Raw genomic sequence first — 22,932 nt, 5'->3', positions numbered from 1 at the left:
ACCCTACGCGCTGGCCTTACGCCGTCGTTTCACGGCCTTGGCGGGTTTGGCCGGTGCGCCCAGGATTTCGGCCAGGAACTTGCCGGTGTAGCTCTCCGGCACGGCCACCACGTCCTCGGGTGTCCCGGTGGCCACCACCGTGCCACCCCCGGCGCCGCCCTCGGGGCCCATGTCGATGATCCAGTCCGCGGTCTTGATCACGTCGAGGTTGTGCTCGATGACGATCACCGTGTTGCCCTTGTCCACCAGGCCGTTGATGACGCCCAGCAGTTTGGCGATGTCCTCGAAATGCAGGCCGGTGGTGGGCTCGTCGAGGATGTAGACCGTCCGGCCGGTGGAACGCTTCTGCAGTTCGGAGGCCAGCTTCACCCGCTGCGCCTCTCCCCCGGACAGCGTCGGCGCCGGCTGGCCCAGCCGCACATATCCCAGCCCGACGTCGACCAGGGTGCGCAGGTAGCGGTGGATGCCGGTGATCGGCTCGAAGAACTCCGCCGCCTCCTCGATCGACATGTCCAGCACCTCGGCGATGGTCTTGCCCTTGTAGTGCACCTCCAGGGTCTCCCGGTTGTAGCGGGCACCGTGGCAGACCTCGCAGGGCACATAGACATCCGGCAGGAAGTTCATCTCGATCTTGATGGTGCCGTCGCCGGTGCACGCCTCGCAGCGGCCGCCCTTGACATTGAACGAGAACCGGCCGGGTTGGTAGCCGCGGACCTTGGCCTCGGTGGTGGCGGCGAACAGGGTGCGGATCTTGTCGAACACCCCGGTGTAGGTGGCCGGGTTGGACCGCGGTGTGCGCCCGATCGGTGACTGGTCCACCCGCACCAGCTTGTCCAGGTGATCGAGTCCGGTGATCCGGGTGTGCCGGCCGGGCACCAGCCGGGCGCCGTTGAGCTTGTTGGCCAGCACCGTCGCCAGAATGTCGTTGACCAGGGTCGACTTGCCCGAGCCGGACACCCCGGTGACCGCGGTGAGCACCCCGAGCGGAAACGCCACGTCCACACCGGACAGGTTGTGCTCGCGTGCGCCGACCACGCCGAGTTGGCGCTTGGCGTCCACCGGCCGGCGGACCTCGGGCACCGCAATGCTTTTCGCGCCGGAGAGGTAGGCGCCGGTGATCGAATCCGCATTGGCCAACAGCTCGGCGTAGGGCCCGCTGTGCACGATCCGCCCGCCGTGCTCGCCGGCCGCCGGGCCGATGTCGACGATCCAGTCGGCGTGCGCGATGGTGTCCAGGTCATGCTCGACGACGATCAGGGTGTTGCCCAGATTGCGCAGCCGCACCAGGGTTTCGATCAGCCGCCGGTTATCGCGCTGATGCAGCCCGATCGACGGCTCGTCGAGCACGTAGAGCACCCCGACCAGACCCGACCCGATCTGGGTGGCCAGCCGAATGCGTTGCGCCTCACCACCGGACAGGGTTCCGGCGGCCCGGGACAGGGTCAGATACTCCAGGCCGACGTCGAGCAGGAAGCTGAGCCGGGACTGGATCTCTTTGAGCACCTGCCCCGCGATGGCCTGCTCACGCGCGCCCAGGGTCAAGGCGTTGAGGAAGTCCGCGCAGTCCGCGATCGACAGCTCACTCACCTGCGCAATGGATTTACTGCCGTAGCCGCCGGCGGCCAGCGTCACCGCCAGGATCTCGGGCTTGAGCCGGGTTCCGGCGCATTCCGGGCACGGCACGTCCCGCATGAACCCGGCGTAGCGGTCCTTCATCTGCTCGGATTCGGTCTGCTCCATCTTGCGTTGCAGGAACGCCATCACACCTTCGAAATCGGTGTAGTACGAGCGGGTCCGGCCGTAGCGGTTGCGGTAGCGCACGTGCACCTGCTCGTCGGAGCCCTCCAGGATCGCCCTGCGGGCCTTGGCCGGCAGTTTGCGCCACGGGGTGTCGACGTCGAAGCCCATCGCCTCACCGAGGCTGGCCATCATCCGGGTGAAGTACTCGCTGGTGGGGCCCATCGACCAGGGCACCACCGCGCCCTCGGCCAGGGTTCGGTCCGGGTCGGGCACCACCAGGTCGGCGTCGACCTCCTTGCGGATGCCCAGGCCCACGCACTCCGGGCAGGCCCCGTACGGGGAGTTGAACGAGAACGACCGCGGCTCCAGGTCGTCGACCGAGAGCGCGTGCCCGTTGGGGCAGGCCAGCTTCTCGGAGAACCGCTGCTCGCGATGGGGGTGATCGTCATCGCGGTCGACGAATTCCAGCACCACGATGCCGTCGGCCAGGCCCAGCGCGGTCTCCACCGAGTCGGTGAGCCGCTGCTTGGCCGACTCCTTGACGGTGAGGCGGTCGACGACCACCTCGATGTCGTGCTTCTCCTGCTTCTTGAGCTTGGGCGGATCGGTCAGCGAATGCACCACGCCGTCCACCCGCACCCGGCTGTAGCCCTGGGTGTTCAGCTTCTCGAAGAGGTCGGCGAACTCCCCCTTGCGGGTGCGCACCACCGGCGCCAGCACCTGAAAGCGCAGGCCCTCGTCCATGGCCAGCACCTGGTCGACGATCTGCTGCGGGGTCTGGCGGGCGATCCGCTCGCCACAGACCGGGCAGTGCGGGGTCCCGGCGCGGGCGTAGAGCAGCCGCAGGTAGTCATAGACCTCGGTGATGGTGCCGACCGTCGAGCGCGGGTTGCGGTTGGTGGACTTCTGGTCGATGGAGACCGCCGGCGACAGGCCCTCGATGAAGTCGACGTCCGGCTTGTCCATCTGGCCCAGGAACTGGCGGGCGTAGGCCGACAGGGATTCGACGTAGCGACGCTGACCCTCGGCGAAGATGGTGTCGAAGGCCAGCGAGGATTTACCCGAACCCGACAGCCCGGTGAACACGATCAACGCGTCACGCGGCAGGTCCAGATCCACACTGCGCAGGTTGTGTTCCCGCGCACCCTTGACGATCAGCCGGTCAGCCACGGGTCCATGCTAGGTGGCGCTACCGACAACCAGGTCAGGGCCAGTACCGTGACGGTCATGACCTCCCAGATCGCGGTAGACGACACCTACACCGGACACGTCGAACCCGGAACCGCGGCACGGCGCACCCTGCCCGGGGCCACCATCATCAAGACCTCGGTGGGCCCGATGGACAACAACGCCTACCTGGTGACGTGCACCAACACCGGCAAGACGCTGCTGATCGACGCGGCCAACGACGCCGAGAACCTGGTGGCGCTGGTACGCGAGCACGCCCCGGACGTGGCGCTGATCGTCACCAGCCACCAGCACTTCGACCACTGGCAGGCGCTGACCGCGGTGGCCGAGGCCACCGGGGCGCCGACCGCCGCACACGCCCTGGACGCCGAGCCGCTGCCGGTCGCCCCGGATCGCATCCTGGCCGACGGCGACACCGTGACCGTCGGCGATCTGAGCTTCGACGTGATCCACCTGCAAGGGCACACCGAGGGTTCGGTGGCGCTGGCCCTGGACGGCGCGGCCACCGGTGGGGTGACCCAGCTGTTCACCGGCGACTGCCTGTTTCCCGGCGGTGTCGGAAAGACCTGGCAGCCCGGGGACTTCGAACGCCTGCTGGGCGACGTGAGCCGCAAGGTGTTCGACCGGTTCGGCGACGACACCATCGTCTACCCCGGGCACGGTGATGACACCGTTCTGGGCGTGGAGCGTCCGCACCTGGCGGAGTGGCGCGAACGGGGCTGGTAGCCCCCGGCGGCTAGGTAGAGGCCTCCAGTTCCAGATTCCATTCAGTCGTGACAGTGAGAAGCGGACCGGGAGCGGGGTCGGTCAGAGGAATGATCTCACCCACGAGGTCCGCGGCTCCGCGGCCCTCAAATAGGGCCACACAAGGTTGAGCGTCAAGCCGAGACAAGAACCTCACGGCGGCTACACCGCCGTCGTAGAGCTCACCAGCAATCGTCTGGGTAACCAGGCGACGACTCGTCGTGATTTCGTGCAGATCAAGGTGGTCCATTCCATGTGCGACCAAAAGCGGGACGTGCCTGTCTTCTATCTGTTGACGCACTGCCCCGTCGGTTAGGTCAATCATCGGGCCATCAAGTCTTAGTAGCGCTGGAGCTAGTACGTTCTGACGACGCCAGCTTGCAGTCACCGGTTCCGAGGCGAAGTCTTCAGCCGCTTCGGGCCCGTATCTCGCGATATGCCTGAGCTTGGCACCGAGATTTGGCCGGAGGTCTGCCAGCACCTCCCGGAGGCAGGTTTCGGGCAAGTCCGCCAGATAGAGAGTACGGAAGCGGTGGTGAATGTCATCGAAGCGATGACTGAAGCTGTACAGCTCGCGCGGCGTGAATCCAAGTGGACTTGCGTGGTAGCCAACTCGCCACAACAGCAGTTCGGAGCCGGCTCTGGTCACGCCTGAAAGCTAGCGACCTGTCTAGCCGCTTGCACGACCATCGCGAAATCAGCCGTGTCGGACGCGGCGCCGAGAACTTCAACTGGCGCCCGATCGTCGAGGCGTGTGTTTGTGCCAAACAACCAGGCCCGAGCAGTCTTGTCGTCGTACGCATCAACAAGCATTCGGACAACTTTGTAGCCCTCACGCAGCCTGCGTTCGGTTACATCGTGTGGTTCCGGGCCGCCTACCCGCGCGTATCGGCCGATCTGCTTTACATCGGCCAGTCCCGCGAGGGCCGCGGCGATTCGTTGTCCGACTGCTTCCTGCAGGTAGCTGGCGATTTCACGAATTGGACGGGTTGTTGCCTCGAAATCGAGCTTCTCAGCAGCGCTGGCTGTTAAAACAGACATTCTGCGACCTCCAGATGGACTGTATCCACCGTAAGGCTACCACTAAGCCCACTGGAAACAACACCTGAAACTACACCATACAGTTCAGCGTGCCGGGCGCCCGTGACGCGGGGCCTCCGTTGGCGCGAACGGGATTGGTGAATCTCCCCGCCGGTTAGCCGGTGGTGTGGACGATCAGCACGTCGATCTTGGAGCGCCGCGACACGTTGGCCGGCACCGAACCGAGCAGCCGCCCGGCGATGGTGCTCAAGCCGACGTTGCCGACCACCAGCAGGTCGGCCTTGACCGACTCGGCCAGCTCCACCAGCGCATCGACCGGGGCACCGACGATGGCCTTCTCTTCGACCTCGTTGGCGCCGGCCGCGATGGCCCGCTCCTTGGCCTCCTTGAGGATGGCGTAGATCGGGGCGTTGCCTGAGGCCTTGTAGCCCTCGTCCTTCAGCGCGTCGGCGGCGCGGGGGTCGTCGGCGTGCGGTAGGTAGGCGGTGGCGATGACGACCTTGGCGCCCTCACCGGACGCCAGGTGAGCCGCGCGGTCGACGGCGCGCAGCGACGAGTCCGAGCCGTCCGTACCGACCACCACGGTCTTGTAGCCGCTCATTGGTAACCCTCCCGGTGCATTGATCGCCTGTTCGCAAATTAAGCCATCGCGACCCTAACGCGTCGACGGCCCCGATGGGGGCGATTGACGTCACATGTCGTTTGCGGCGCGGCGCGCACAGCCACCTGACCGGCCAGAAGGCCCCGTTTGCCCGCCCTCGTGACGTAGCTGACATGCCGGGTCCACCGGTAGCGTGGAATGTCATCACCGTCACCGCTACCGACAGCGCACGCCGTTGAGCCAGGTATTGAGCCCGGCCCCGGTGCGTACCGATGCGGCCCCGCCCCGGCGTCCACCGCGCTCACCGGATGCGGCCGTAATCGCCGTCGCCGCAACGTTGATCAGCGTCATCGGCGCGAGCCGGCCGTCGCTGTGGTTCGACGAGGCCGCCACCATCTCGGCGTCGACGCACCGCTCCCTGCCGGAACTGTGGCGATTGCTCACCCACATCGACGCGGTACACGGGCTGTACTACCTGGTGATGCACGGCTGGTTCGCGGTCTTCCCCGCGACCGAATTCTGGTCGCGGGTGCCGAGCAGTCTGGCGGTCGGCCTGGGGGCCGCCGGCGTGGTGGTGCTGTCCCGCGGGTTCACCGGCCGGCAGGTATCGGTGTGCGCCGGTGCGCTTTACGCGATATTGCCGCGCATGACGTGGGCCGGCGTCGAGGCGCGCCCGTACGCGTTCTCGGCGATGGCCGCCGTCTGGCTCACCGTGCTGTGGGTGAACGCGGCCCGGCGTAACACGGTGCGACTGTGGGTGGGCTACGCCGTGGCAGTCGTGGCGGCGACGCTGCTGAACACCTTCACCGTGCTGATGGTTGCGGTACACGCAGTGGCGCTGCGACGGCTGCGAACCGACGACTCCGCGCGGCGCAGGTGGGCCGTGGCGGCCGGTGCCGCGTTGGCCGCGCTGGCCCCGTTCCTCTGGTTCAGCCAGGGGCAGATCCGCCAGGTCGCCTGGATTCGGCCGCTGGACCCGCACACCGTCATCGAGATCGTCCAGCAGCAGTACTTCGACAGCAGTGTGCCGTTCGCGATCCTGGCGTGGCTGGGGCTCGCCGGCGCCGTGGTCGCCGTTCGGCACGGCACCCGCCGGTCCCCCGATCCCGACACACGGCGGCTGGCGGCGCTGTGCGTGGCCTGGATACTCATCCCGACCCTGGCCACACTGGCCTATTCGGTGGTGGTGAAACCCGTTTACTACCCGCGGTATTTGATCTGCACGGCTCCGGCGATGGCGATCGCGCTGGCGATCGCGATCACCACGCTCGCCACTTCGCGCCGCGCCGTGATCGGCGTCGTCGCCCTGTTGGCAATCGCCGCAGCACCCAATTACGTTGTCAACCAACGTGATCGCTACACCAAAGAGAAGGGCTGGGACTACAGCGCGGTGGCCGACGTGATCGTCGCGCACGCCCAGCCCGGGGACTGCCTGATGATCGACAACACCACCCGGTGGCTGCCCGGTCCGATCCGGGCGCTGACCGCCGCGCGTCCCGAAGCGTTCGCGAAGCTGACCGACCCCGGCCTAGGGCCACACCGCCAAACCCTGGGGCGGTTGTGGGACGGCCACCTGGCGGTGTGGGCACTGAAAGATCAGTTCGACCGCTGCGCGACGATCTGGACGATCACCGATCACGACCGCAGCCTGCCGGCCCATCAGCGCGCCGTGAAGTTGCCGACGGGCACCCGGTTCGCGCGTACCCCCGACGGCCAGATGCTGCACGCGCTGCACTTCCACGTCGTCGAACGCTGGCAGTTCACCTTCGCCCAGGTGATCAAGTCCACCCGCTGAACACCCTAGGTACAGCAGTTGGGGTCCAGGGCCGCGCACACCGCCTGCAAAGCATCCGGACGCACGCGGTGGAACATGTTCATCCCCCGCCGGTCTGACGCCACGAAACCGGCCTTGCGCAGCTGCGTCAAGTGGTGGCTGACCGTGGATTCGCTCAAGCCCAGCGCGGCGGCCAGGTCGCCGGAGTTCTGCTCTCCGGCGGTCGAGCCGAACAGATACGACACGATCTTGACCCGTACCGGGTCCGCTAACGCCTTGAGCCGCAACGCGATCTGCAATGCATCGGCGTCGGTCATGGGGCCCGCGGCAACTGGGGCGCAACACACCGGTGCGGTCATGTCGATTACCGGCAACGCTTTCGGCATGGATTCATTCTGCCACATTCATTGACATATATCGAAAAGGTTGGCATGCTGACGCCACATCACTAGTTCGACATATGTCTCACAGCTGAAGGTGACTGCCATGTCCCGCATCCAACTCGCACTCAACGTCGACAACCTCGATGCCGCGATCACGTTCTATTCCCGGCTGTTCGGCACCGCGCCGGCCAAGGTCAAGCCCGGCTACGCCAATTTCGCCATCGCCGACCCGCCGCTGAAGCTGGTCCTGCTGGAAAACCCCGGCCACGGCGGAACACTGAACCACCTCGGCGTCGAGGTGGCCTCGAGCGAGATCGTCCACCAGGAAGTCGCCCGGCTCAGCGACGCGGGCCTGTTGACCGAGACGGAAATGGACACCACCTGCTGTTACGCCGTGCAGGACAAGGTCTGGGTCAGCGGCCCAGACCGGGAACGCTGGGAGGTCTACACCAAGATCGCCGATACCGAGTCCGCCGCAGCACCGGCCTCCTGCTGCTGATGGGCGACGACGCAACCACCACCCGGCTGTCCACCCTGGACCGACTGCTGCCGGTCTGGATCGGACTGGCCATGGCCGCCGGCCTGGCTCTGGGACGGATGATCCCGGGTCTGGGCGACGGCCTCAGCGCGGTGCAGATCGACGGGATCTCGCTGCCGATCGCCGCCGGACTGCTGATCATGATGTATCCCGTGCTGGCCAAGGTCCGCTATGACCGGCTCGACACCGTCACCTCGGATCGGCGACTGCTGATCAGCTCGCTGCTGCTCAACTGGGTTGCCGGCCCGGCCGTGATGTTCGCTCTGGCCTGGCTGCTGCTGGCCGACCTGCCCGAATACCGCACCGGGCTCATTGTGGTCGGCTTGGCCCGCTGTATCGCCATGGTCATCATCTGGAACGACCTGGCCTGCGGGGACCGCGAAGCCGCGGCCGTCCTCGTCGCGCTCAACTCGGTCTTCCAGGTCGTCATGTTCGCGGTGCTGGGCTGGTTCTACCTGTCGCTGCTGCCGGGCTGGCTGGGACTGCCGCAGACCAGCATCGAAGTCTCGCCATGGCAGATCGCCAAGTCAGTGGCGATCTTCCTCGGCATACCGCTGGCCGCCGGGTATCTGACCCGCCGCTGGGCCGAACGCAGCAAGGGCCGCGGCTGGTATGAGAGCCGGTTCCTGCCACGGATCGGACCCTGGGCGCTTTACGGACTGCTCTTCACGATCGTCATCCTTTTCGCGCTACAAGGCGATCAGATCACCCACCGCCCCCTCGACGTGGTCCGTATCGCGATTCCGCTACTGGCCTACTTCACGATCATGTGGGGCGGCGGCTACCTGGTCGGGGCCGCTCTGGGCCTGGGCTATGCGCGCACGACCACCTTGGCGTTCACCGCGGCCGGCAACAATTTCGAGCTGGCCATCGCGGTGGCGATCGCCACCTGGGGCGCCGCCAGTGGGCAAGCCCTGGCCGGGGTTGTCGGGCCCCTGATCGAAGTGCCCGTCCTGGTCGGTCTGGTCTACGCGGCGCTGGCCCTGCGCGGCCGCTTCAGCGCACCCACCCACCCCGTCCGCTGTTAGGGGGCTCGCACCGCCTCAGCCGGTACCGCCGACGACTTCCCCAGCGCCCCGGCTGGCCCGATAGGCGACCACGAAGCCCAGCGCGGCGAGCACCGCGAAGATCGCGAACAGCCAGCGAGCCGCGGGCTGACCGGTACTCATCGCGGTGTTGACCACCAGGCCGGCGATGCCCGCGCCGAACGCCCCGCCGATCAGCGTGACGGTGTTGACGGCAGCGGCGGCGGTCCCGCCCTCGGCCGGATCGTCGACGCAGCTCATGGCCCACGCCGACAGGTGCGGCCAGCCGGCGCCGACGCCGATGCCGACGACCAGCAGCGCCAGCGCCCAGATCGCGCCGACCGCGGTCGGGTTGTAACTGCTCATCCGGGCGAACGCGACCACCGACAAACCCGCCGACATCACCAGCGGCGCGCTGATCACCAGGCCGATGACCACCCGCGTCTTGCTCACCGACGCGCTGGCGATCTCGCTGATGGTCCAACCGGTCGACAGCGCGGCGCCCAGAAAGCCGGCCATCATCGGCGGCAGGTGGGCCAGCCGCTGCCCGAGCAGCGGGATGTACAGGTTGGCCTTGGTGGTGGCCATCAGCAGGCCCAGCGTCAGGTAGATCCACTTCTCCCGGCCCGGCTGGAAAGCGCTGGACGGCAGCACCGCCGACGACGAACGCCGGTCCACGACCAGAAACACCACCAGGAGGACCGCCCCGACCAGCAGCAGCCCCATCGCACCGATCAGGCTGCGCGGAAGCTGCGCGACGCTGACCGCCAGCGCGGCGCCGCCCAGCAGCAGCAGTGACCGCACCGGGAACTGCACGGGTTCGCCGCGATACCCGCTGCTCCCGGCGGGCAGCACCACACTGACCGCCACGCCCATCACCACGGTCAGAATCGCCATAAGACCGAAGGCCCACCGCCAGATGCCGAACTGGGCGAACAGGCCGCCGGCTGCCGGTCCGACCAGGGTGCCGACACCCCACATGGCGGACACCAGCCCCGAGGCCCGGGTCCACAGCCAGCTGGGCAGGACTGCGTTGATCAGCGCCCACCCCAGCCCGGCCAACAGGCCGCCGCCCATGCCCTGCAGAGTGCGACCGACCAGCAGAATTTCCATCTCGGGTGCCAGCGCACAGAGCACCGTGCCCAGGCCGAACGACAGCAGACCCATCAGGTAGGCCGAGCGGGAACCGACCCGGACCAGCACCGCGTTCGCGGCGGCCGCGGCGATCACCGAACCGACCAGGTAGAGGGTGGTCACCCAGGCGTAGAACCGCTCACCGCCGATGTCCTTGATGGTGTTGGGCAGCAGACTGATCGTCAGGAACTCGTTGGTGGCGTACAGCGCCACACCGCCGGCCAGCACGGCCGCGGTGCCCAGGTAGCGCCTACCGAGCAGCTCACGCCAGCTGCCAGTACTAACAGCGGAGTCATGCACCGCTGCTTCCGTCAGTTCCACCACCGCTTGCAGTCAATCACGGATCGCGATCCCACGCGAAAATGGACCGGCCGCCTGGCGCGTCACTTGATGCCGGCCGCGTCCATACCCCGCAGTTCCTTCTTGAGGTCGGCGATCTCGTCGCGGATCCGGGCCGCCAGCTCGAACTGCAGATCACGTGCCGCGTTCATCATCTGCTCGGTGAGGTCCTTGACCAGATCGGCCAGTTCGGCCCGGGGCATGTTGCTGGTGTCGCGGCCTTCGAAGACCCCCGCGCTGACTGCCCGGCCGGGCTCGCCCTGGGCGCGCCGCCCGCGTGAGGCGTTACGGCCCGACCCGGCGACCTCGATCGATTCGGTGTCCTCCACCTCCCGGTAGACCTGGTCGAGGATGTCGGCGATCTTCTTGCGCAGCGGCTGGGGGTCGATGCCGTTGGCCTCGTTGTAGGCGACTTGCTTGGCCCGGCGGCGTTCGGTTTCGTCGATGGCCTCCCGCATCGAGTCGGTGATCTTGTCGGCGTACATGTGCACTTCGCCCGAGACGTTGCGGGCGGCGCGACCGATGGTCTGGATCAAGCTGCGGGTGGAGCGCAGGAAGCCCTCCTTGTCGGCGTCGAGGATCGACACCAGCGACACCTCCGGCAGGTCCAGCCCCTCACGCAGCAGGTTGATGCCGATCAGCACGTCGTAGTCGCCGAGCCGCAGCTGCCGCAACAGCTCCACCCGCCGCAGCGTGTCGACCTCGGAGTGCAGGTAGCGCACCCGGATCCCCATCTCCAGCAGGTAATCGGTGAGGTCTTCGGCCATCTTCTTGGTCAGGGTGGTGACCAGCACCCGCTCGTCGGCCTCGGTGCGCTGCCGGATCTCCGCGATCAGATCGTCGATCTGGCCCTTGGTCGGCTTCACCACCACCTTGGGGTCCACCAGGCCGGTCGGGCGGATCACCTGCTCGACGAACTCGCCGCCGGCCTGGCTGAGTTCATAGGGCCCCGGGGTAGCCGACATGTACACCGTCTGGCCGATCCGGTCGGCGAACTCCTCCCAGGTCAGCGGCCGGTTGTCGCACGCCGAGGGCAACCGGAACCCGAATTCGACCAGGTTGCGCTTACGCGACATGTCGCCCTCGTACATACCGCCGACCTGCGGCACGGTGACATGCGACTCGTCGATGATGAGCAGGAAATCCTCGGGGAAGTAGTCGAGCAGGGTGGCCGGGGGCGTGCCGGCGCCGCGACCGTCGATGTGGCGCGAATAGTTCTCGATGCCCGAGCAGAAGCCGACCTGGCGCATCATCTCGATGTCGTAGTTGGTGCGCATCCGCAGCCGCTGGGCCTCCAGCAGTTTTCCGTGGCTCTCCAGCTCTTCGAGCCGGACGGCCAGCTCCGCCTCGATGGTGGAGATGGCCTGCGTCATCCGTTCCGGGCCTGCGACGTAGTGGGTGGCCGGGAAGATGCGCAGCGAGTCGACCTTGCGCACCACGTCTCCGGTGAGCGGATGCAGGTAGTACAGCGCCTCGATCTCGTCGCCGAAGTACTCGATGCGGACCGCCAGCTCCTCATAGGAGGGGATGATCTCGACGGTATCGCCGCGCACCCGGAAGGAACCGCGGGTGAACGCCATGTCATTGCGGGTGTACTGCACGTCGACCAGCAGCCGAAGCAGCCCGTCGCGCGGCACCTCCGCGCCGACCTGCAGCTCCACCGACCGGTCCAGGTAGGACTGCGGGGTGCCCAGGCCGTAGATGCAGGACACCGAGGCCACCACCACGACATCGCGCCGGGACAGCAGGCTGGAGGTGGCCGAGTGGCGAAGCCGCTCGACGTCGTCGTTGATCGAGCTGTCCTTCTCGATGTAGGTGTCGGTCTGGGCGATATAGGCTTCCGGCTGGTAGTAGTCGTAGTACGAAACGAAGTACTCGACGGCGTTGTGCGGCAACATCTCTCGCAGCTCGTTAGCCAGCTGCGCGGCCAGCGTCTTGTTCGGCGCCATCACCAGGGTGGGACGCTGCAGCCGTTCGATCAGCCAGGCCGCGGTGGCCGACTTGCCGGTGCCGGTGGCGCCCAGCAGCACCACGTCCTTCTCCCCCGAGGTGATGCGGCGTTCCAGGTCGGCGATGGCGGCCGGCTGGTCACCGGCCGGCTGGAACTCGCTGACGACCTCGAACCGGCCGCCGGCGCGGACGATGCCTTCCACGGCGTCTGCGGCGGGCCGGTACTCCGAATGCGCGACGATAGGGTGTTCGGTTGCGAAGGCCACGAAAGCCAGAGTAGGCCCGCCCGGCGACAAGGCAGAGCGCGCCAGCGCGATGAGGAGGAGCCGGGCCATAGGCTGGGTCTCCGACAGCGAGAGGCGGCCAGCGGTGCATCCACCCAAGGAAGAGACCTTCGACCTGCGCGGCTACACCAATACCGACCCCAAAGGGGTGGTGCGCGACGTCGACGTCTACACGGTGCACCCGTGGGGCCTCTACCTGGCCCGCCCCACCCCGGGCCGGGCCCAGTTCCACTACCTGGAGTCCTGGCTGCTGCCGTCGCTGGGGCTGCGCGCGACCGTCTTCCACTTCAGCCCGGGGTATGAACGCGACCAGGACTTCTACCTCGACGTCGGCGAGTACACCGCGGGACCGGAGCGCTGGCACTCCCGGGACCACTACCTGGATCTGGTGGTCCGCACCGCATCCGGCGTCGAGCTCGCCGACACCGACGAGCTGATGGCCGCCGTCGCCGAGGGCCTGCTGAGCCGGCACGACGCCGAACACGCGGTGCTGCGCGCGGTGGCCGCCGTCGACGGTCTGGCCCGAAACGGCTACGACCTGCACCGATGGCTGAGTAGTCAGGGCATGCCGGTGACCTGGCCGGTCAGCGACGGGCTCCGGGGGTCGCCACCAGGATCTCGGTAGTCGCCGGGTCCTCGGTGACGGGCCGGGGCCGGGTGAGCGACGAGGTGGGCAGCACCTTGATCGGCCACCAGAACCAGCGGCCCAGCAGCGCCGCGATCGACGGCGTCATGAACGCCCGGATGATGAAGGTGTCGAACAGCAGGCCCAGACAGATCGCGGTCCCGGACTGACCGATCGAGATCAGGTCACTGCTGATCATCGCGCCCATGGTGAACGCGAACACCAGGCCCGCCTGGGTGGCCACGCTGCCCGATCCCCCGACGCCGCGGATGATCGCGGTGTTCATCCCGGCGCCGAGTTCCTCCTTGAAGCGGGACACCAGCAGCAGGTTGTAGTCCGACCCCACCGCCAACAGGATGATCACGGTGAACGGCAGCACGAACCAGTGCAGCTGCAGGCCGAGGATGTGCTGCCAGACCAGCACCGACAGCCCGAATGACGAGCCCAGCGAGACCGCTATGGTTCCGACGATCACCGCGGCCGCCACCAGGCTGCGGGTCAGCACCAGCATGATGATCAGGATCAGGCACAGCGACGCCATCACCGCCAGCATCATGTCGTATCTCAAGAACTCGCCGATGTCGTGATAGGTCGCCGCCGTGCCGCCGATGTAGACCCGGGCGCCCTGCAGCGGAGTGCCCTTGATCGCCGCCTTGGCAGCGGTCAGCTCCTCCTGCGTCTTGGAGAGCGCCGCGTTGCCCGCCGGGTCGCCCTCGTGGGTGACGATGATCTGCGCGGACTTCCCGTCCGGCGAGACCATCAGCTTGAGGCCCTTCTGGAAGTCGGCGTTGTCGAAGGCCTCCGGCGGCAGATAGAAGAAGTCGTCGTTCTTGGCGGCATCGAAGGCCTGCCCCATGACGGTCGCGGTGTCGGTCATCCGGGCCATCTGGTTGATCATCCCGTTGAACGTGCTGTACATCGTCAGCGTCGTCTCGCGAATGTCCTTGGAGATGGCGATCATCGGCGGCAGCTGCGCCACCAGCTGCGGCATCAGGGTGTCCATGTGCTCCAGGTCGCCCAGCATCGCGGTCATCTTGTCGCTGAGGTTGTCGACCCCGTCGAGTCCGTCGAAGATCGACCGCAGCGACCAGCACATCGGGATGCCCGAGCAGTGCGGCTCCCAATAGAAGTAGTTGCGCATCGGACGCCAGAAGTCGTCGAAATCAGCCAGGTGGTCCCGCATTTCGTCGGTGACCTGCTTCATCTCGGTGGTGTGGCCCACCATGTCGTGGGTGACGCCGGCCTGCTCCGACATCAGGGCCTGCATGCGCTCCATGATCTCGATCATCGAACCGAGCTGGTCGGTCATGTGCAGCATGTCGGCCATCCGGCCCTTGAGATAGTCCAGGTTCTCGGTGATGGGCACCGACTGCATGCTCAGCTGAAACGGCACCGAGCTGTGGTCGATCGGCGCTCCTAGCGGCCGAGTGATGCTCTGTACCTTGTCGATTCCGTCCAGACGGAAGATGTTCTTCGCGATCCGATCCAGTACCAGCATGTTGCCCGGCGTCCGCAGATCCTGATCGGTCTCGACGAGCACGATATCCGGATTCATCCGGGCCTTGGAGAAGTGCCGATACGACGCCTCATAGCCCTGAATCGACGGCAGGCTGTCGGGGATGTAGTACTGGTCGTTGTAGTTCACCGAGTACGACGGCAACACGGCGATCCCGATCAGGGCGACGATCATGGTCACCACGAAGATCGGCCCCGGCCACCGCACGATCGCGGTCCCGATCCGGCGCCAGCCCCGCGCCGAGAGCTTCCGCTTGGACTCCAGCAGGCCGAATCGCGTGCCCAGCAGCAGAACCGCGGGGGTGATCGTCATCGCCGCGGCGACCACGACCAGCATGCCGACCGCACACGGCACACCCATGGAGGCGAAATAGGGCAGCCGGGTGAACTTCAGGCAGAACGTGGCGCCGGCGATGGTCAAACCCGAGCCCAGCACCACGTGCGAAACACTGTGGTAGGTGGTGAAGTACGCGGTGACGCGGTCTTGACCCGCCGCCCTGGCCTCCTGATAGCGGCCGATGAAAAATATCGCGTAGTCGGTACCGGCCGCGATCGCCAGCGAGGTCAACAGGCTGACCGCGAACGTGGACAGCCCCATGATCTCGAAATGCCCCAGCACGGCCACGATCCCGCGCGCCGCACCCAACTCGACGAAGACGGTGAACAGGATCAGCAGCACCGTCGTCATCGACCGGTAGATCAGCAGCAGCATGACCGTGATCACCACGAAGGTGATCGCCGTCATCTTGAGCATGCTCTCGTCGCCGGCGTCGTTCATGTCCATGGTCAGCGCGGCCTGACCGGTCACATAGACATGCAGCCCGGGCGGCGGTGTGCTGCCGTCGACGATGTCGCGCACCGACTGCACCGACTCCTTGCCGGTGGTGGTGCCCTGGTCGCCGACCAGGTTCAGCTGCACGTAGGCGGCCTTGTCGTCCATGCTCTGGGCGCCACCGGCGGTGATCCGGTCGCCCCAGAAGTCCTGCACGTACTCGACGTGCTCGGTGTCGGCCCGCAGCTTCTCCACCAGGCCGTGGTAGTAGCTACGCGCCTGGTCGCCGAGCGGTTCGTCGCCCTCCAGCAGCACCATCACCATGCTGTCGGAGTCGAACTGCTCGAAGTTGGCGCCCTGCTTCTTGATCGCCTGGTAGGACTGGGCGTCCTTGGCCGCCAATGACACCGAGCGCGCCTTGCCGACCTCTTCCAGCTGCGGCACAACGACGTTGACGACGACGGTGAGCGCCAGCCACGCCACCACGACCAGCAGGGGCACGCGGTGAATGAACTGCGCGACGCGGGAACGGGTGACGGTGTCGGTGTCGCTCATGCCGACTTCACCAGACAAAAGACCTGAGCGTTGTGGGTGTCGAGCGTCTGCTCGTCACGCACTTCGCCGTTGACGGTGATGCGGCAGCCGATCGAGCCGCTGTCGCCCTGGGCGACCACGTTGGCGAAGATGGACGTCAGCTTGGTGGAGATGGTGAACGACCACGGCAGGGTGGTGAATTCCGCCCGCTGCGGCTGCGAGTTCTCGTCGAGGTAGTTCACCTGGCCGACCGTCCCCTCGGGTCCGAACACTTCGTAGACGACGTCTTTGGGGATGACGGGTCGGGACTCGTCGATGAAGGCGGTCGACGCCGGTTTGGGCGCCATCACCGCATGGATGCGAAACCCGGCAAACCCGGCCAGCGCCGCCACCAGGACCACGACCATAGGGATCCAGGCGCGCTTCACGAATTCAAAAATGGTCTTTCCCTTTCGCTTTCGCGGTAAAACCAAGGGGCCTAAAGGTGTTGCAGGGGTTCCAGCAGGTTCACGCAGCGCCGGACCTCGTCCGACAACGAACCCGCCTCCGAGTCGCGCGACCAGCGCTGGATGGCGGTGCTGGCCGTGGCCATCACCGCACTGGCGATGACTTCGACGCGCCGATCGTCGGCGGGCAACCGCAGTCGCTGAGCGATCAGCTCGACCAGCTGCGTTTCCAGCTCGGCCAATTCCGCGGTGTGAAGCCGGAGCAACTCCGGGATCTCGCAGATCATCGGCAGCAGCGTGGTGAGGCCGACCGAGTTCGCGGTATGGACCTCGATGTGGTTGATCACCAGGTCGGCCACGTCGGCCATCAGACGCTTGGCACCCGGCCCACTTCGCACCACGGCACTGAGCTCCGGGTCGAACGACGGGAACGGCAGCACTACCGACGATTCCTTGTTGGGGAAATAGTTGAAGAAGGTGCGCACACAGACACCGGCCCGCTCGCTGATCATCGGCACCGTCACCGCGTCGTAGCCCTGCGCCGCGATCAACTCGACCGCCGCGCGGTGGATGGCGGCTTCGGTTTCACGCCGCCGGCGTTCCCTCAGCGAGCTGACCTGCGGCGCACCCATCCCGAAATCATTGCACACAATGCAAACTTTGCGCGCCATGCAATTTTCGTGATTTCGCACGCTCGGCTGTGCCGACTGTGACGCACGCTACAAGTGGGGCCCATGCCGCGACCGCGCTAAACTCCGCTGATATGAACGCCAAACTGCGAATCGGTGTCGCCGCTGCCACCACCGCAGCCGTGCTCGGGTGTGGTCAGCTGTTCCCGGCGCCCGCGGCCGCCGATGACAACGACAACACCACCGAGCTGCACAACGTGACCTACATCGCGAAAGTCGACGCCTGGTCCAGCGGCAACGTGGTCACCTTCATGCGCAACGACTACGAGACCGCCAGCGCGGACCTCGACGCGTTCGGCACTCCGTTCGAGGCCAACACCGTGATGTCCGACCCCAGCAAGGCCGGCATGGTGATCCGGTTGCGCTTCCCGACCACCGCGACCGTGCACTGCGAGATCAAAGTCGACGAGGTCACCACGGTCAAAAGCGAGCGCTTCATCAACACCTGGGGCAACACCAACGACCCGCACACCGGCGCGATGCTGTGTGGCGCCCTGATCAGCAGCATGGCCTGATCAGTTTGTAGGCCCGCTCAGGGCCTCCACCCGGTGGCATCGGCCCAGGCCCAGGCCTGCCGATAGGCGGTGTCGAACCAGGGCTCCTTGACCTGCGCGTAGGCATCGATGCCACCGTCGATTCCCGCGCGTTCGGCGTCGCGTTTGACCGCCAGATACTCGGCCTGCGCGGCGGGGTTAGCGGTAAGCCAGGCCGGAAACAGCAGGGCGAACTGCTGATTGGGCCAGCCCTCGACCCGGATATGCACGTTGGTGGCCCGGCCCGGGTCCGCGGAGGCGTGAATGCGCTTGCGCCACAACGCCGGATCTCCCGCGCGATCGAACTCCGCGGCGGTGCTGCGGGCATCGGGTTTACCGTTGTCGGCGGTGATAGCCGCCACCTGCGGGTAACCGGCCCGCAGCAGGGACTCGGCGAGTTCGTCGGCCATCGCCAGCGAAGCGACCGTGACCTGAACGTCGATGACGTCTCGGGCTTCGAAGGCCTCCGGCCAGCGCACCGCGGTGGAGCCGATGTGATCCACCCGGACGGCCCGGTGCCCGCAGGCGGTGCGCAACCGGGCCAGGATGCGCTGCGCCTGATCCGGCCAGGTCGGATCGGCTTTCATCAGCTCAGTGGGCGACGGCACCGTCTGGCGGGTGATCAGGTTGTGCGCGAACGGCTTGATGCGCTGGTGCCACAGCTCCAGGGCCTGCTCGGCCAATTGGTCCGGATCGCCCGAGTTGTCCAGCCAGACGTCGGCGACGTCGCGGCGCTGCGGCTCGGTGGCCTGCGCGGCGATCCGAGCCCGCGCGTCCTCCTCCGACATGCCACGGTATTGGAGGAGTCGGGCTACTCGGGTCTCTACGTCCGCGTGCACCACGATCACCAGCGGGAACAGCGGGGCCATCTGCGATTCGACCAGCAGCGGGATGTCCTCGACGATCACCGCCTCGTCACCGGCCTCGGCGATCAGCTCCGCGCGGCGGTGTGCCACCAGCGGGTGCACGATGCCGTTGAGGGTGGCCCGCTTGTCGTCGTCACTGAACGCGATCGCGGCCAGCGCCGGACGATCCAAAGCTCCGTCGGAAAGCAGGATGCCCGGCCCGAAGGCCTCGACCAGTTTGGCCAGGCCTTCGGTACCGGGCTCCACAACTTCACGGGCGATGACGTCACCGTCAACGATGACGCCACCATGGCGGCTGAAGGTCGCCGACACCGTCGACTTACCGGCGCCGATACCGCCGGTCAGACCGATACGCAGCATCTGCGCCCCTTCAACCCCACTGGGCGCTGGTTATGCGCTGTTACCGGCGAGCTTCTCCCGCAGTGCGGCGAGCTGCTCGTCGCTGGCCAGCGAACCGCCGGCCGGAGCCTCGTCGCGGTGCGAACCGTTGGCACCCGAGCGCGGCTCGGCCTGCTCGGCAGCGGCGAACTTCTCCATCTGCGTGGTGTGCATCTTGTGCCGGCGCTCGGCCTCGGCGTAGCGGGCCTCCCACTCGGTGCGCTGCTTGTCGAAACCTTCGATCCACTCGTTGGTCTCGGCGTCGAAGCCCTCGGGGAAGATGTAGTTGCCCTGCTCGTCGTAGCTGTCGGCCATGCCGTACTTGGAGGGGTCGAACTCCTCGGTGTAGTCCTCGTTGGCCTGCTTGAGGCTCAGCGAGATCCGGCGGCGGTCCAGGTCGATGTCGATGACCTTGACCATGGCGTCGTCGCCGACCGCGACCACCTGGTCCGGGACCTCGACGTGGTGCTCAGCCAGCTCGGAGATGTGCACCAGGCCCTCGATGCCCTCCTCGACGCGGACGAACGCACCGAACGGCACCAGCTTGGTGACCTTGCCCGGGACGATCTGACCGATCGCGTGGGTACGGGCGAAGTGCCGCCACGGGTCTTCCTGAGTGGCCTTGAGCGACAGCGAAACCCGCTCGCGGTCCATGTCGACGTCGAGCACCTCGACGGTGACCTCGTCGCCCACCTGAACCACCTCGGACGGGTGGTCGATGTGCTTCCAGGACAGCTCGGAGACGTGCACCAGGCCGTCCACGCCGCCCAGGTCGACGAAGGCGCCGAAGTTGACGATCGAGGAGACCACGCCCTTGCGGACGGCGCCCTTCTGCAGCTGGTTGAGGAACTCGCTGCGCACCTCGGACTGGGTCTGCTCCAGCCAGGCACGACGCGACAGCACCACGTTGTTGCGGTTCTTGTCCAGCTCGATGATCTTGGCTTCGATCTCTTTGCCGATGTAGGGCTGCAGGTCGCGGACCCGGCGCATCTCCACCAGCGAGGCCGGCAGGAAGCCGCGCAGCCCGATGTCGAGGATCAGGCCGCCCTTGACGACCTCGATGACGGTGCCCTTGACGGCCTCGTCCTTCTCCTTGAGCTCTTCGATGGTGCCCCAGGCGCGCTCGTACTGGGCGCGCTTCTTGGACAGGATCAGACGACCCTCTTTGTCCTCTTTGGTCAGGACCAGGGCCTCGACCTCATCACCGACGGACACCACCTCGTGGGGGTCGACGTCGTGCTTGATGGACAGTTCGCGGGAGGGGATGACCCCTTCGGTCTTGTAACCGATGTCGAGCAGGACCTCGTCCCGGTCAACCTTGACGATGGTCCCTTCGACGATGTCGCCATCGTTGAAGTACTTGATCGTTTTGTCGATGGCGGCGAGAAAGTCCTCGGCCGAGCCGATGTCGTTGACGGCTACTTGCGGCGAGGTGACGGTGGGACTTGGCATGTGTTGGGTTGCTCCGGACATTTTGACGTAGTAGGGACGGGGTCTTGTCACGCATGCTGCGCATGCGGTCGCCCACGATCTGGTCTAGGACTAGTCGAGGACTACCTGTTGAGGCTACTCGACGCGTTGCACGCTGGACAAACCGGTGGCTACGCTCCCTCGCTATGCCCCAGACGCGGAACCGGCGGAGAGTCGGAGCGCCGCTCATTGTGATCGTCCTGCTCGCCATCCTCACGGTGTTCCTGCTGCTGCTGTTCACCGCGGCCAACCCGGGCGGGACCCTGACCGCGCTGGTACTGGCGAGCATGTCGATGCTGGTGGTGCTGTTGTGCTACCGCTGGCTGGATCGCTGGGAGCCCGAGCCGCGCCGGCTGCTGCAACTGGCGTTCTTGTGGGGCGCATCGGTCGCCGTGGTGCTGGCGGTGGGCCTGGAGACCTTCGGGTCCTCGGTCGCCACGGTGCGGCCGCTGGTGTCGAAGACCTTCGACATGGCGGCCATCCAGGCGCCGTTCATCGAGGAGGCCGCCAAGGGCCTGTTCCTGTTGGTGATGCTGACCGGGCGCCGGCGGCTGGCGCTGAACTCGCTGACCGACTGCATGGTTTATTCGGGCGTCGTGGCGGTGGGTTTCGCCTGGATGGAGGACATCGTCTACATCGCGCCGGCCGAATCACCGGCCAAAATGGCCGCGGTGGCCATCGCCCGGCTGATCTTCGGCCCGTTCGCCCACCCGCTGTTCACCACCATGACCGGAATCGGGGTGTTCTTCGCGCTACGCCGCCACGGGTTCTGGTCCAAAACCTTCGTGATTCTGCTCGGCTACCTGGGGGCGGTGGCGATGCACGCGTCGTGGAACGCCTCACTGGCGATGGGTGGCGGGCAGTTGTTCCTGGTGACCTACCTGTTCTGGCTGGTGCCGGTGTTCCTGCTGATGGTGCTGCTGGGCATGCTGAGCCGTCGGCACGAACAGCATCTGGTGGCGACCAAACTGCCCGGCATGGTGGCCGGCGGCTTGATCAGCGCCAACGAGGCGACGTGGCTGGGATCGATCCGAACCCGCAAGCACGCGATCCGCGAGGCCAAGCGCATCGGTGGCCGAGCCGCCGGCCGGGCCGTGAAGAAGTTCGCCGTCCAAGTGGTCCGGCTGGCATTCATCCGGGACCGCATCGATCGCGGGTTCGGTGACCCCGAGGTGTTCGCGGTGCAGCAGGAGGACGCCTACGGCGTGGTGGCCGCCCGGGCGGCGGCGCCGGTGCTCTACACCATGGCCGGGTATCACGCTCCGCTGCCGGTACGGCGCTGATCTCCGGGAGCCACCGCCATGTCGCTGCGCAATCGCCTCACCGACCACTTCGGTATCGACCACCCGATCGTGCTGGCGCCGATGGCGCAGGCATCCGGCGGCCGACTCGCGGCGGCGGTCACCCATGCCGGTGGGCTCGGTCTGCTCGGCGGTGGTTACGGCGACCCGGACTGGGTGCAGCGTGAATTCGATGCCGCCGGCGACGCACGCGTCGGATGCGGATTCATCACCTGGAGCCTGGCTCGCGCACCGGAGGCTCTCGCCGTCGCACTCGACCGGGACCCGGCGGCCATCATGCTTTCCTTCGGTGACCCCACTGCCTTCGCCGGTGACATCCGCGACGCGGGCGTTCCGCTGATCTGCCAGGTGCAGACCCTTGAGCAGGCCCACACGGCGCTGCGGGCGGGGGCGAAAGTGATCGTGGCCCAAGGCACCGAGGCCGGCGGCCACGGCATGTCGGGTCCTTCGACCATGACGTTCGTCCCGGCCGTGGTCGACCTGGTAGCCGATTACTCGCCGGAGACATTCGTGTTGGCCGCGGGCGGTATCGCCGACGGTCGCGGGGTGGCCGCGGCACTGGCGCTCGGCGCCGACGGCGTTGTCGTCGGCACGCGGTTCTGGGTCGCCAGCGAGGCACTCGTGCCACCCGAAGCGCACGAGCGAGCCATCCGGGCCAGCGGCGAGGACACCGTCCGGACCCGCGCCTACGACCTTGTGCGACAACTCGATTGGCCTGCCCACTACGACGAGCGGGCGCTACGCAACGCGTTCCTGCGGACCTGGCACGGCGACGAGAGCCACTTGCTGGCCAACCTTCCCGAGGCCATCGCTGAATTTGAGGCGGGAGTCGCCGCAGCCGACTTCGACATCGCCCACCTCTTGGTCGGTGAGGCCGTCGGACTCATCCACGACGTCATGCCCGCGGGCGCCATCGTGGCACAGATGGTCCACGACGCCGCCAGGATCCTGAACCGCGGCGCGTGATGACCAGCCGTTAGACGGTATGGGGTGACGCCCGGCTTTCGTCGGGGGTTGCGGGCCGGGGCCTCACTCACAAAAACTCGTGGGTTACCGAGCAGA

Annotated in this window: 19 protein-coding genes and 1 pseudogene; 8 read left to right on the top strand and 12 right to left on the bottom strand. The window is 66.8% G+C overall.

Translation table 11 applies throughout. The annotated features are described in order from the left end of the window. Positions 1 to 3: 3 nt before the first annotated feature. Positions 4 to 2,910: an excinuclease ABC subunit UvrA gene (uvrA, locus tag LI94_RS06845; RefSeq protein ID WP_046300720.1), complete on the bottom strand. Its 2,907-nt coding sequence runs from the start codon at positions 2,908 to 2,910 to the stop codon at positions 4 to 6. Positions 2,911 to 2,967: 57 nt separating this feature from the next. Between uvrA and LI94_RS06840 the strand changes: the two genes are divergently transcribed. After that, positions 2,968 to 3,654 carry an MBL fold metallo-hydrolase gene (locus tag LI94_RS06840; protein WP_024442871.1) on the top strand — a complete coding sequence of 229 codons (687 nt, stop codon included), beginning with the start codon at positions 2,968 to 2,970 and terminating at the stop codon, positions 3,652 to 3,654. Positions 3,655 to 3,664: 10 nt separating this feature from the next. On the opposite strand, the gene LI94_RS06835 is transcribed toward LI94_RS06840, so the two are convergent. The 3 genes from LI94_RS06835 to LI94_RS06825 all read right to left on the bottom strand — a co-directional run bounded on the left by LI94_RS06835 (position 3,665) and on the right by LI94_RS06825 (position 5,314). Further along, positions 3,665 to 4,321, bottom strand: coding sequence for an RES family NAD+ phosphorylase (locus tag LI94_RS06835; RefSeq protein WP_046300719.1), 657 nt, complete (start codon positions 4,319 to 4,321; stop codon positions 3,665 to 3,667). After that, the gene (locus tag LI94_RS22160) at positions 4,318 to 4,713 is read right to left on the bottom strand and encodes an XRE family transcriptional regulator (RefSeq protein WP_081654585.1); all 396 of its coding nucleotides are present in this window, start codon (positions 4,711 to 4,713) and stop codon (positions 4,318 to 4,320) included. Before LI94_RS22160 ends, LI94_RS06835 begins: the two co-directional genes overlap by 4 nt. Before the next feature lie 154 nt (positions 4,714 to 4,867). Continuing rightward, positions 4,868 to 5,314: a universal stress protein gene (locus LI94_RS06825; protein WP_024442868.1), complete on the bottom strand. Its 447-nt coding sequence runs from the start codon at positions 5,312 to 5,314 to the stop codon at positions 4,868 to 4,870. A 235-nt stretch (positions 5,315 to 5,549) separates the two neighbouring features. Between LI94_RS06825 and LI94_RS06820 the strand changes: the two genes are divergently transcribed. Beyond that, on the top strand, positions 5,550 to 7,109 hold the full coding sequence (locus tag LI94_RS06820; RefSeq protein ID WP_082105673.1) for a glycosyltransferase family 39 protein: 1,560 nt from the start codon (positions 5,550 to 5,552) through the stop codon (positions 7,107 to 7,109). A gap of 5 nt (positions 7,110 to 7,114) precedes the next feature. Here LI94_RS06820 and LI94_RS06815 read toward each other — a convergent pair whose 3' ends face one another. Next, positions 7,115 to 7,474, bottom strand: coding sequence for an Rv2640c family ArsR-like transcriptional regulator (locus LI94_RS06815; protein WP_024442866.1), 360 nt, complete (start codon positions 7,472 to 7,474; stop codon positions 7,115 to 7,117). A gap of 100 nt (positions 7,475 to 7,574) precedes the next feature. Between LI94_RS06815 and LI94_RS06810 the strand changes: the two genes are divergently transcribed. Further along, positions 7,575 to 7,970: an ArsI/CadI family heavy metal resistance metalloenzyme gene (locus tag LI94_RS06810; protein ID WP_024442865.1), complete on the top strand. Its 396-nt coding sequence runs from the start codon at positions 7,575 to 7,577 to the stop codon at positions 7,968 to 7,970. Beyond that, positions 7,970 to 9,022, top strand: a pseudogene (gene arsB, locus LI94_RS06805) (ACR3 family arsenite efflux transporter); the annotation flags it as partial. The gene LI94_RS06810 and the pseudogene arsB, both read left to right, overlap by 1 nt. 30 nt (positions 9,023 to 9,052) lie before the next feature. Here arsB and LI94_RS06800 read toward each other — a convergent pair. Both LI94_RS06800 and uvrB read right to left on the bottom strand, forming a co-directional pair. Beyond that, positions 9,053 to 10,483, bottom strand: coding sequence for an MFS transporter (locus LI94_RS06800; protein ID WP_024442863.1), 1,431 nt, complete (start codon positions 10,481 to 10,483; stop codon positions 9,053 to 9,055). Positions 10,484 to 10,551: 68 nt separating this feature from the next. Continuing rightward, positions 10,552 to 12,723 (bottom strand): excinuclease ABC subunit UvrB, encoded by a 2,172-nt coding sequence (gene uvrB / locus LI94_RS06795; RefSeq protein WP_046300728.1) that lies wholly within the window; start codon positions 12,721 to 12,723, stop codon positions 10,552 to 10,554. Between the two features lie 103 nt (positions 12,724 to 12,826). Between uvrB and LI94_RS06790 the strand changes: the two genes are divergently transcribed. After that, on the top strand, positions 12,827 to 13,366 hold the full coding sequence (locus LI94_RS06790) for a DUF402 domain-containing protein (protein ID WP_024442861.1): 540 nt from the start codon (positions 12,827 to 12,829) through the stop codon (positions 13,364 to 13,366). Here the strand turns inward: LI94_RS06790 and LI94_RS06785 are convergent. The 3 genes from LI94_RS06785 to LI94_RS21840 all read right to left on the bottom strand — a co-directional run bounded on the left by LI94_RS06785 (position 13,326) and on the right by LI94_RS21840 (position 17,265). Then, on the bottom strand, positions 13,326 to 16,208 hold the full coding sequence (locus LI94_RS06785) for an MMPL family transporter (protein WP_152664769.1): 2,883 nt from the start codon (positions 16,206 to 16,208) through the stop codon (positions 13,326 to 13,328). The two genes, LI94_RS06790 and LI94_RS06785, sit on opposite strands and share 41 nt — an antisense overlap. Then, positions 16,205 to 16,594 carry an MmpS family transport accessory protein gene (locus LI94_RS06780; protein ID WP_239651166.1) on the bottom strand — a complete coding sequence of 130 codons (390 nt, stop codon included), beginning with the start codon at positions 16,592 to 16,594 and terminating at the stop codon, positions 16,205 to 16,207. The genes LI94_RS06785 and LI94_RS06780 overlap by 4 nt, the downstream gene beginning before the upstream one ends. Positions 16,595 to 16,665: 71 nt before the next feature. After that, on the bottom strand, positions 16,666 to 17,265 hold the full coding sequence (locus LI94_RS21840) for a TetR family transcriptional regulator (RefSeq protein WP_192830928.1): 600 nt from the start codon (positions 17,263 to 17,265) through the stop codon (positions 16,666 to 16,668). A 131-nt stretch (positions 17,266 to 17,396) separates the two neighbouring features. Here LI94_RS21840 and LI94_RS06770 point away from each other — a divergent pair, with 131 nt between their 5' ends. Beyond that, on the top strand, positions 17,397 to 17,837 hold the full coding sequence (locus LI94_RS06770; RefSeq protein WP_024442857.1) for a hypothetical protein: 441 nt from the start codon (positions 17,397 to 17,399) through the stop codon (positions 17,835 to 17,837). A 17-nt stretch (positions 17,838 to 17,854) separates the two neighbouring features. Here LI94_RS06770 and coaE read toward each other — a convergent pair whose 3' ends face one another. Beyond that, positions 17,855 to 19,081 carry a dephospho-CoA kinase gene (gene coaE / locus LI94_RS06765; protein ID WP_024442856.1) on the bottom strand — a complete coding sequence of 409 codons (1,227 nt, stop codon included), beginning with the start codon at positions 19,079 to 19,081 and terminating at the stop codon, positions 17,855 to 17,857. A 30-nt stretch (positions 19,082 to 19,111) separates the two neighbouring features. Continuing rightward, positions 19,112 to 20,551 (bottom strand): 30S ribosomal protein S1, encoded by a 1,440-nt coding sequence (gene rpsA / locus LI94_RS06760; protein WP_024442855.1) that lies wholly within the window; start codon positions 20,549 to 20,551, stop codon positions 19,112 to 19,114. 164 nt (positions 20,552 to 20,715) lie between these two features. Between rpsA and LI94_RS06755 the strand changes: the two genes are divergently transcribed. After that, on the top strand, positions 20,716 to 21,852 hold the full coding sequence (locus LI94_RS06755; RefSeq protein ID WP_024442854.1) for a PrsW family intramembrane metalloprotease: 1,137 nt from the start codon (positions 20,716 to 20,718) through the stop codon (positions 21,850 to 21,852). An 18-nt stretch (positions 21,853 to 21,870) separates the two neighbouring features. Next, a complete protein-coding gene (locus LI94_RS06750) occupies positions 21,871 to 22,836 on the top strand; it encodes a nitronate monooxygenase (protein ID WP_046300718.1) in 966 nt (321 codons plus the stop codon). Positions 22,837 to 22,932 lie beyond the last annotated feature (96 nt).

The organism is Mycobacterium sp. UM_Kg27, from assembly GCF_000972905.1.
Lineage (GTDB): Bacteria > Actinomycetota > Actinomycetes > Mycobacteriales > Mycobacteriaceae > Mycobacterium.
This window is presented reverse-complemented; position numbering and strand designations above follow the sequence as displayed.

Bases quoted from the DNA above. Each gene is read 5' to 3' on its own strand.
- LI94_RS06840 (WP_024442871.1), top strand. From the start codon at position 2,968: ATGACCTCCCAGATCGCGGTAGACGACACCTACACCGGACACGTCGAA.
- LI94_RS22160 (WP_081654585.1), bottom strand. From the start codon at position 4,713: ATGTCTGTTTTAACAGCCAGCGCTGCTGAGAAGCTCGATTTCGAGGCA.
- LI94_RS06825 (WP_024442868.1), bottom strand. From the start codon at position 5,314: ATGAGCGGCTACAAGACCGTGGTGGTCGGTACGGACGGCTCGGACTCG.
- LI94_RS06815 (WP_024442866.1), bottom strand. From the start codon at position 7,474: ATGCCGAAAGCGTTGCCGGTAATCGACATGACCGCACCGGTGTGTTGC.
- LI94_RS06810 (WP_024442865.1), top strand. From the start codon at position 7,575: ATGTCCCGCATCCAACTCGCACTCAACGTCGACAACCTCGATGCCGCG.
- LI94_RS06785 (WP_152664769.1), bottom strand. From the start codon at position 16,208: ATGAGCGACACCGACACCGTCACCCGTTCCCGCGTCGCGCAGTTCATT.
- LI94_RS06780 (WP_239651166.1), bottom strand. From the start codon at position 16,594: ATGGTCGTGGTCCTGGTGGCGGCGCTGGCCGGGTTTGCCGGGTTTCGC.
- LI94_RS21840 (WP_192830928.1), bottom strand. From the start codon at position 17,265: ATGGGTGCGCCGCAGGTCAGCTCGCTGAGGGAACGCCGGCGGCGTGAA.
- LI94_RS06770 (WP_024442857.1), top strand. From the start codon at position 17,397: ATGAACGCCAAACTGCGAATCGGTGTCGCCGCTGCCACCACCGCAGCC.
- coaE (WP_024442856.1), bottom strand. From the start codon at position 19,081: ATGCTGCGTATCGGTCTGACCGGCGGTATCGGCGCCGGTAAGTCGACG.
- rpsA (WP_024442855.1), bottom strand. From the start codon at position 20,551: ATGCCAAGTCCCACCGTCACCTCGCCGCAAGTAGCCGTCAACGACATC.
- LI94_RS06755 (WP_024442854.1), top strand. From the start codon at position 20,716: ATGCCCCAGACGCGGAACCGGCGGAGAGTCGGAGCGCCGCTCATTGTG.
- LI94_RS06750 (WP_046300718.1), top strand. From the start codon at position 21,871: ATGTCGCTGCGCAATCGCCTCACCGACCACTTCGGTATCGACCACCCG.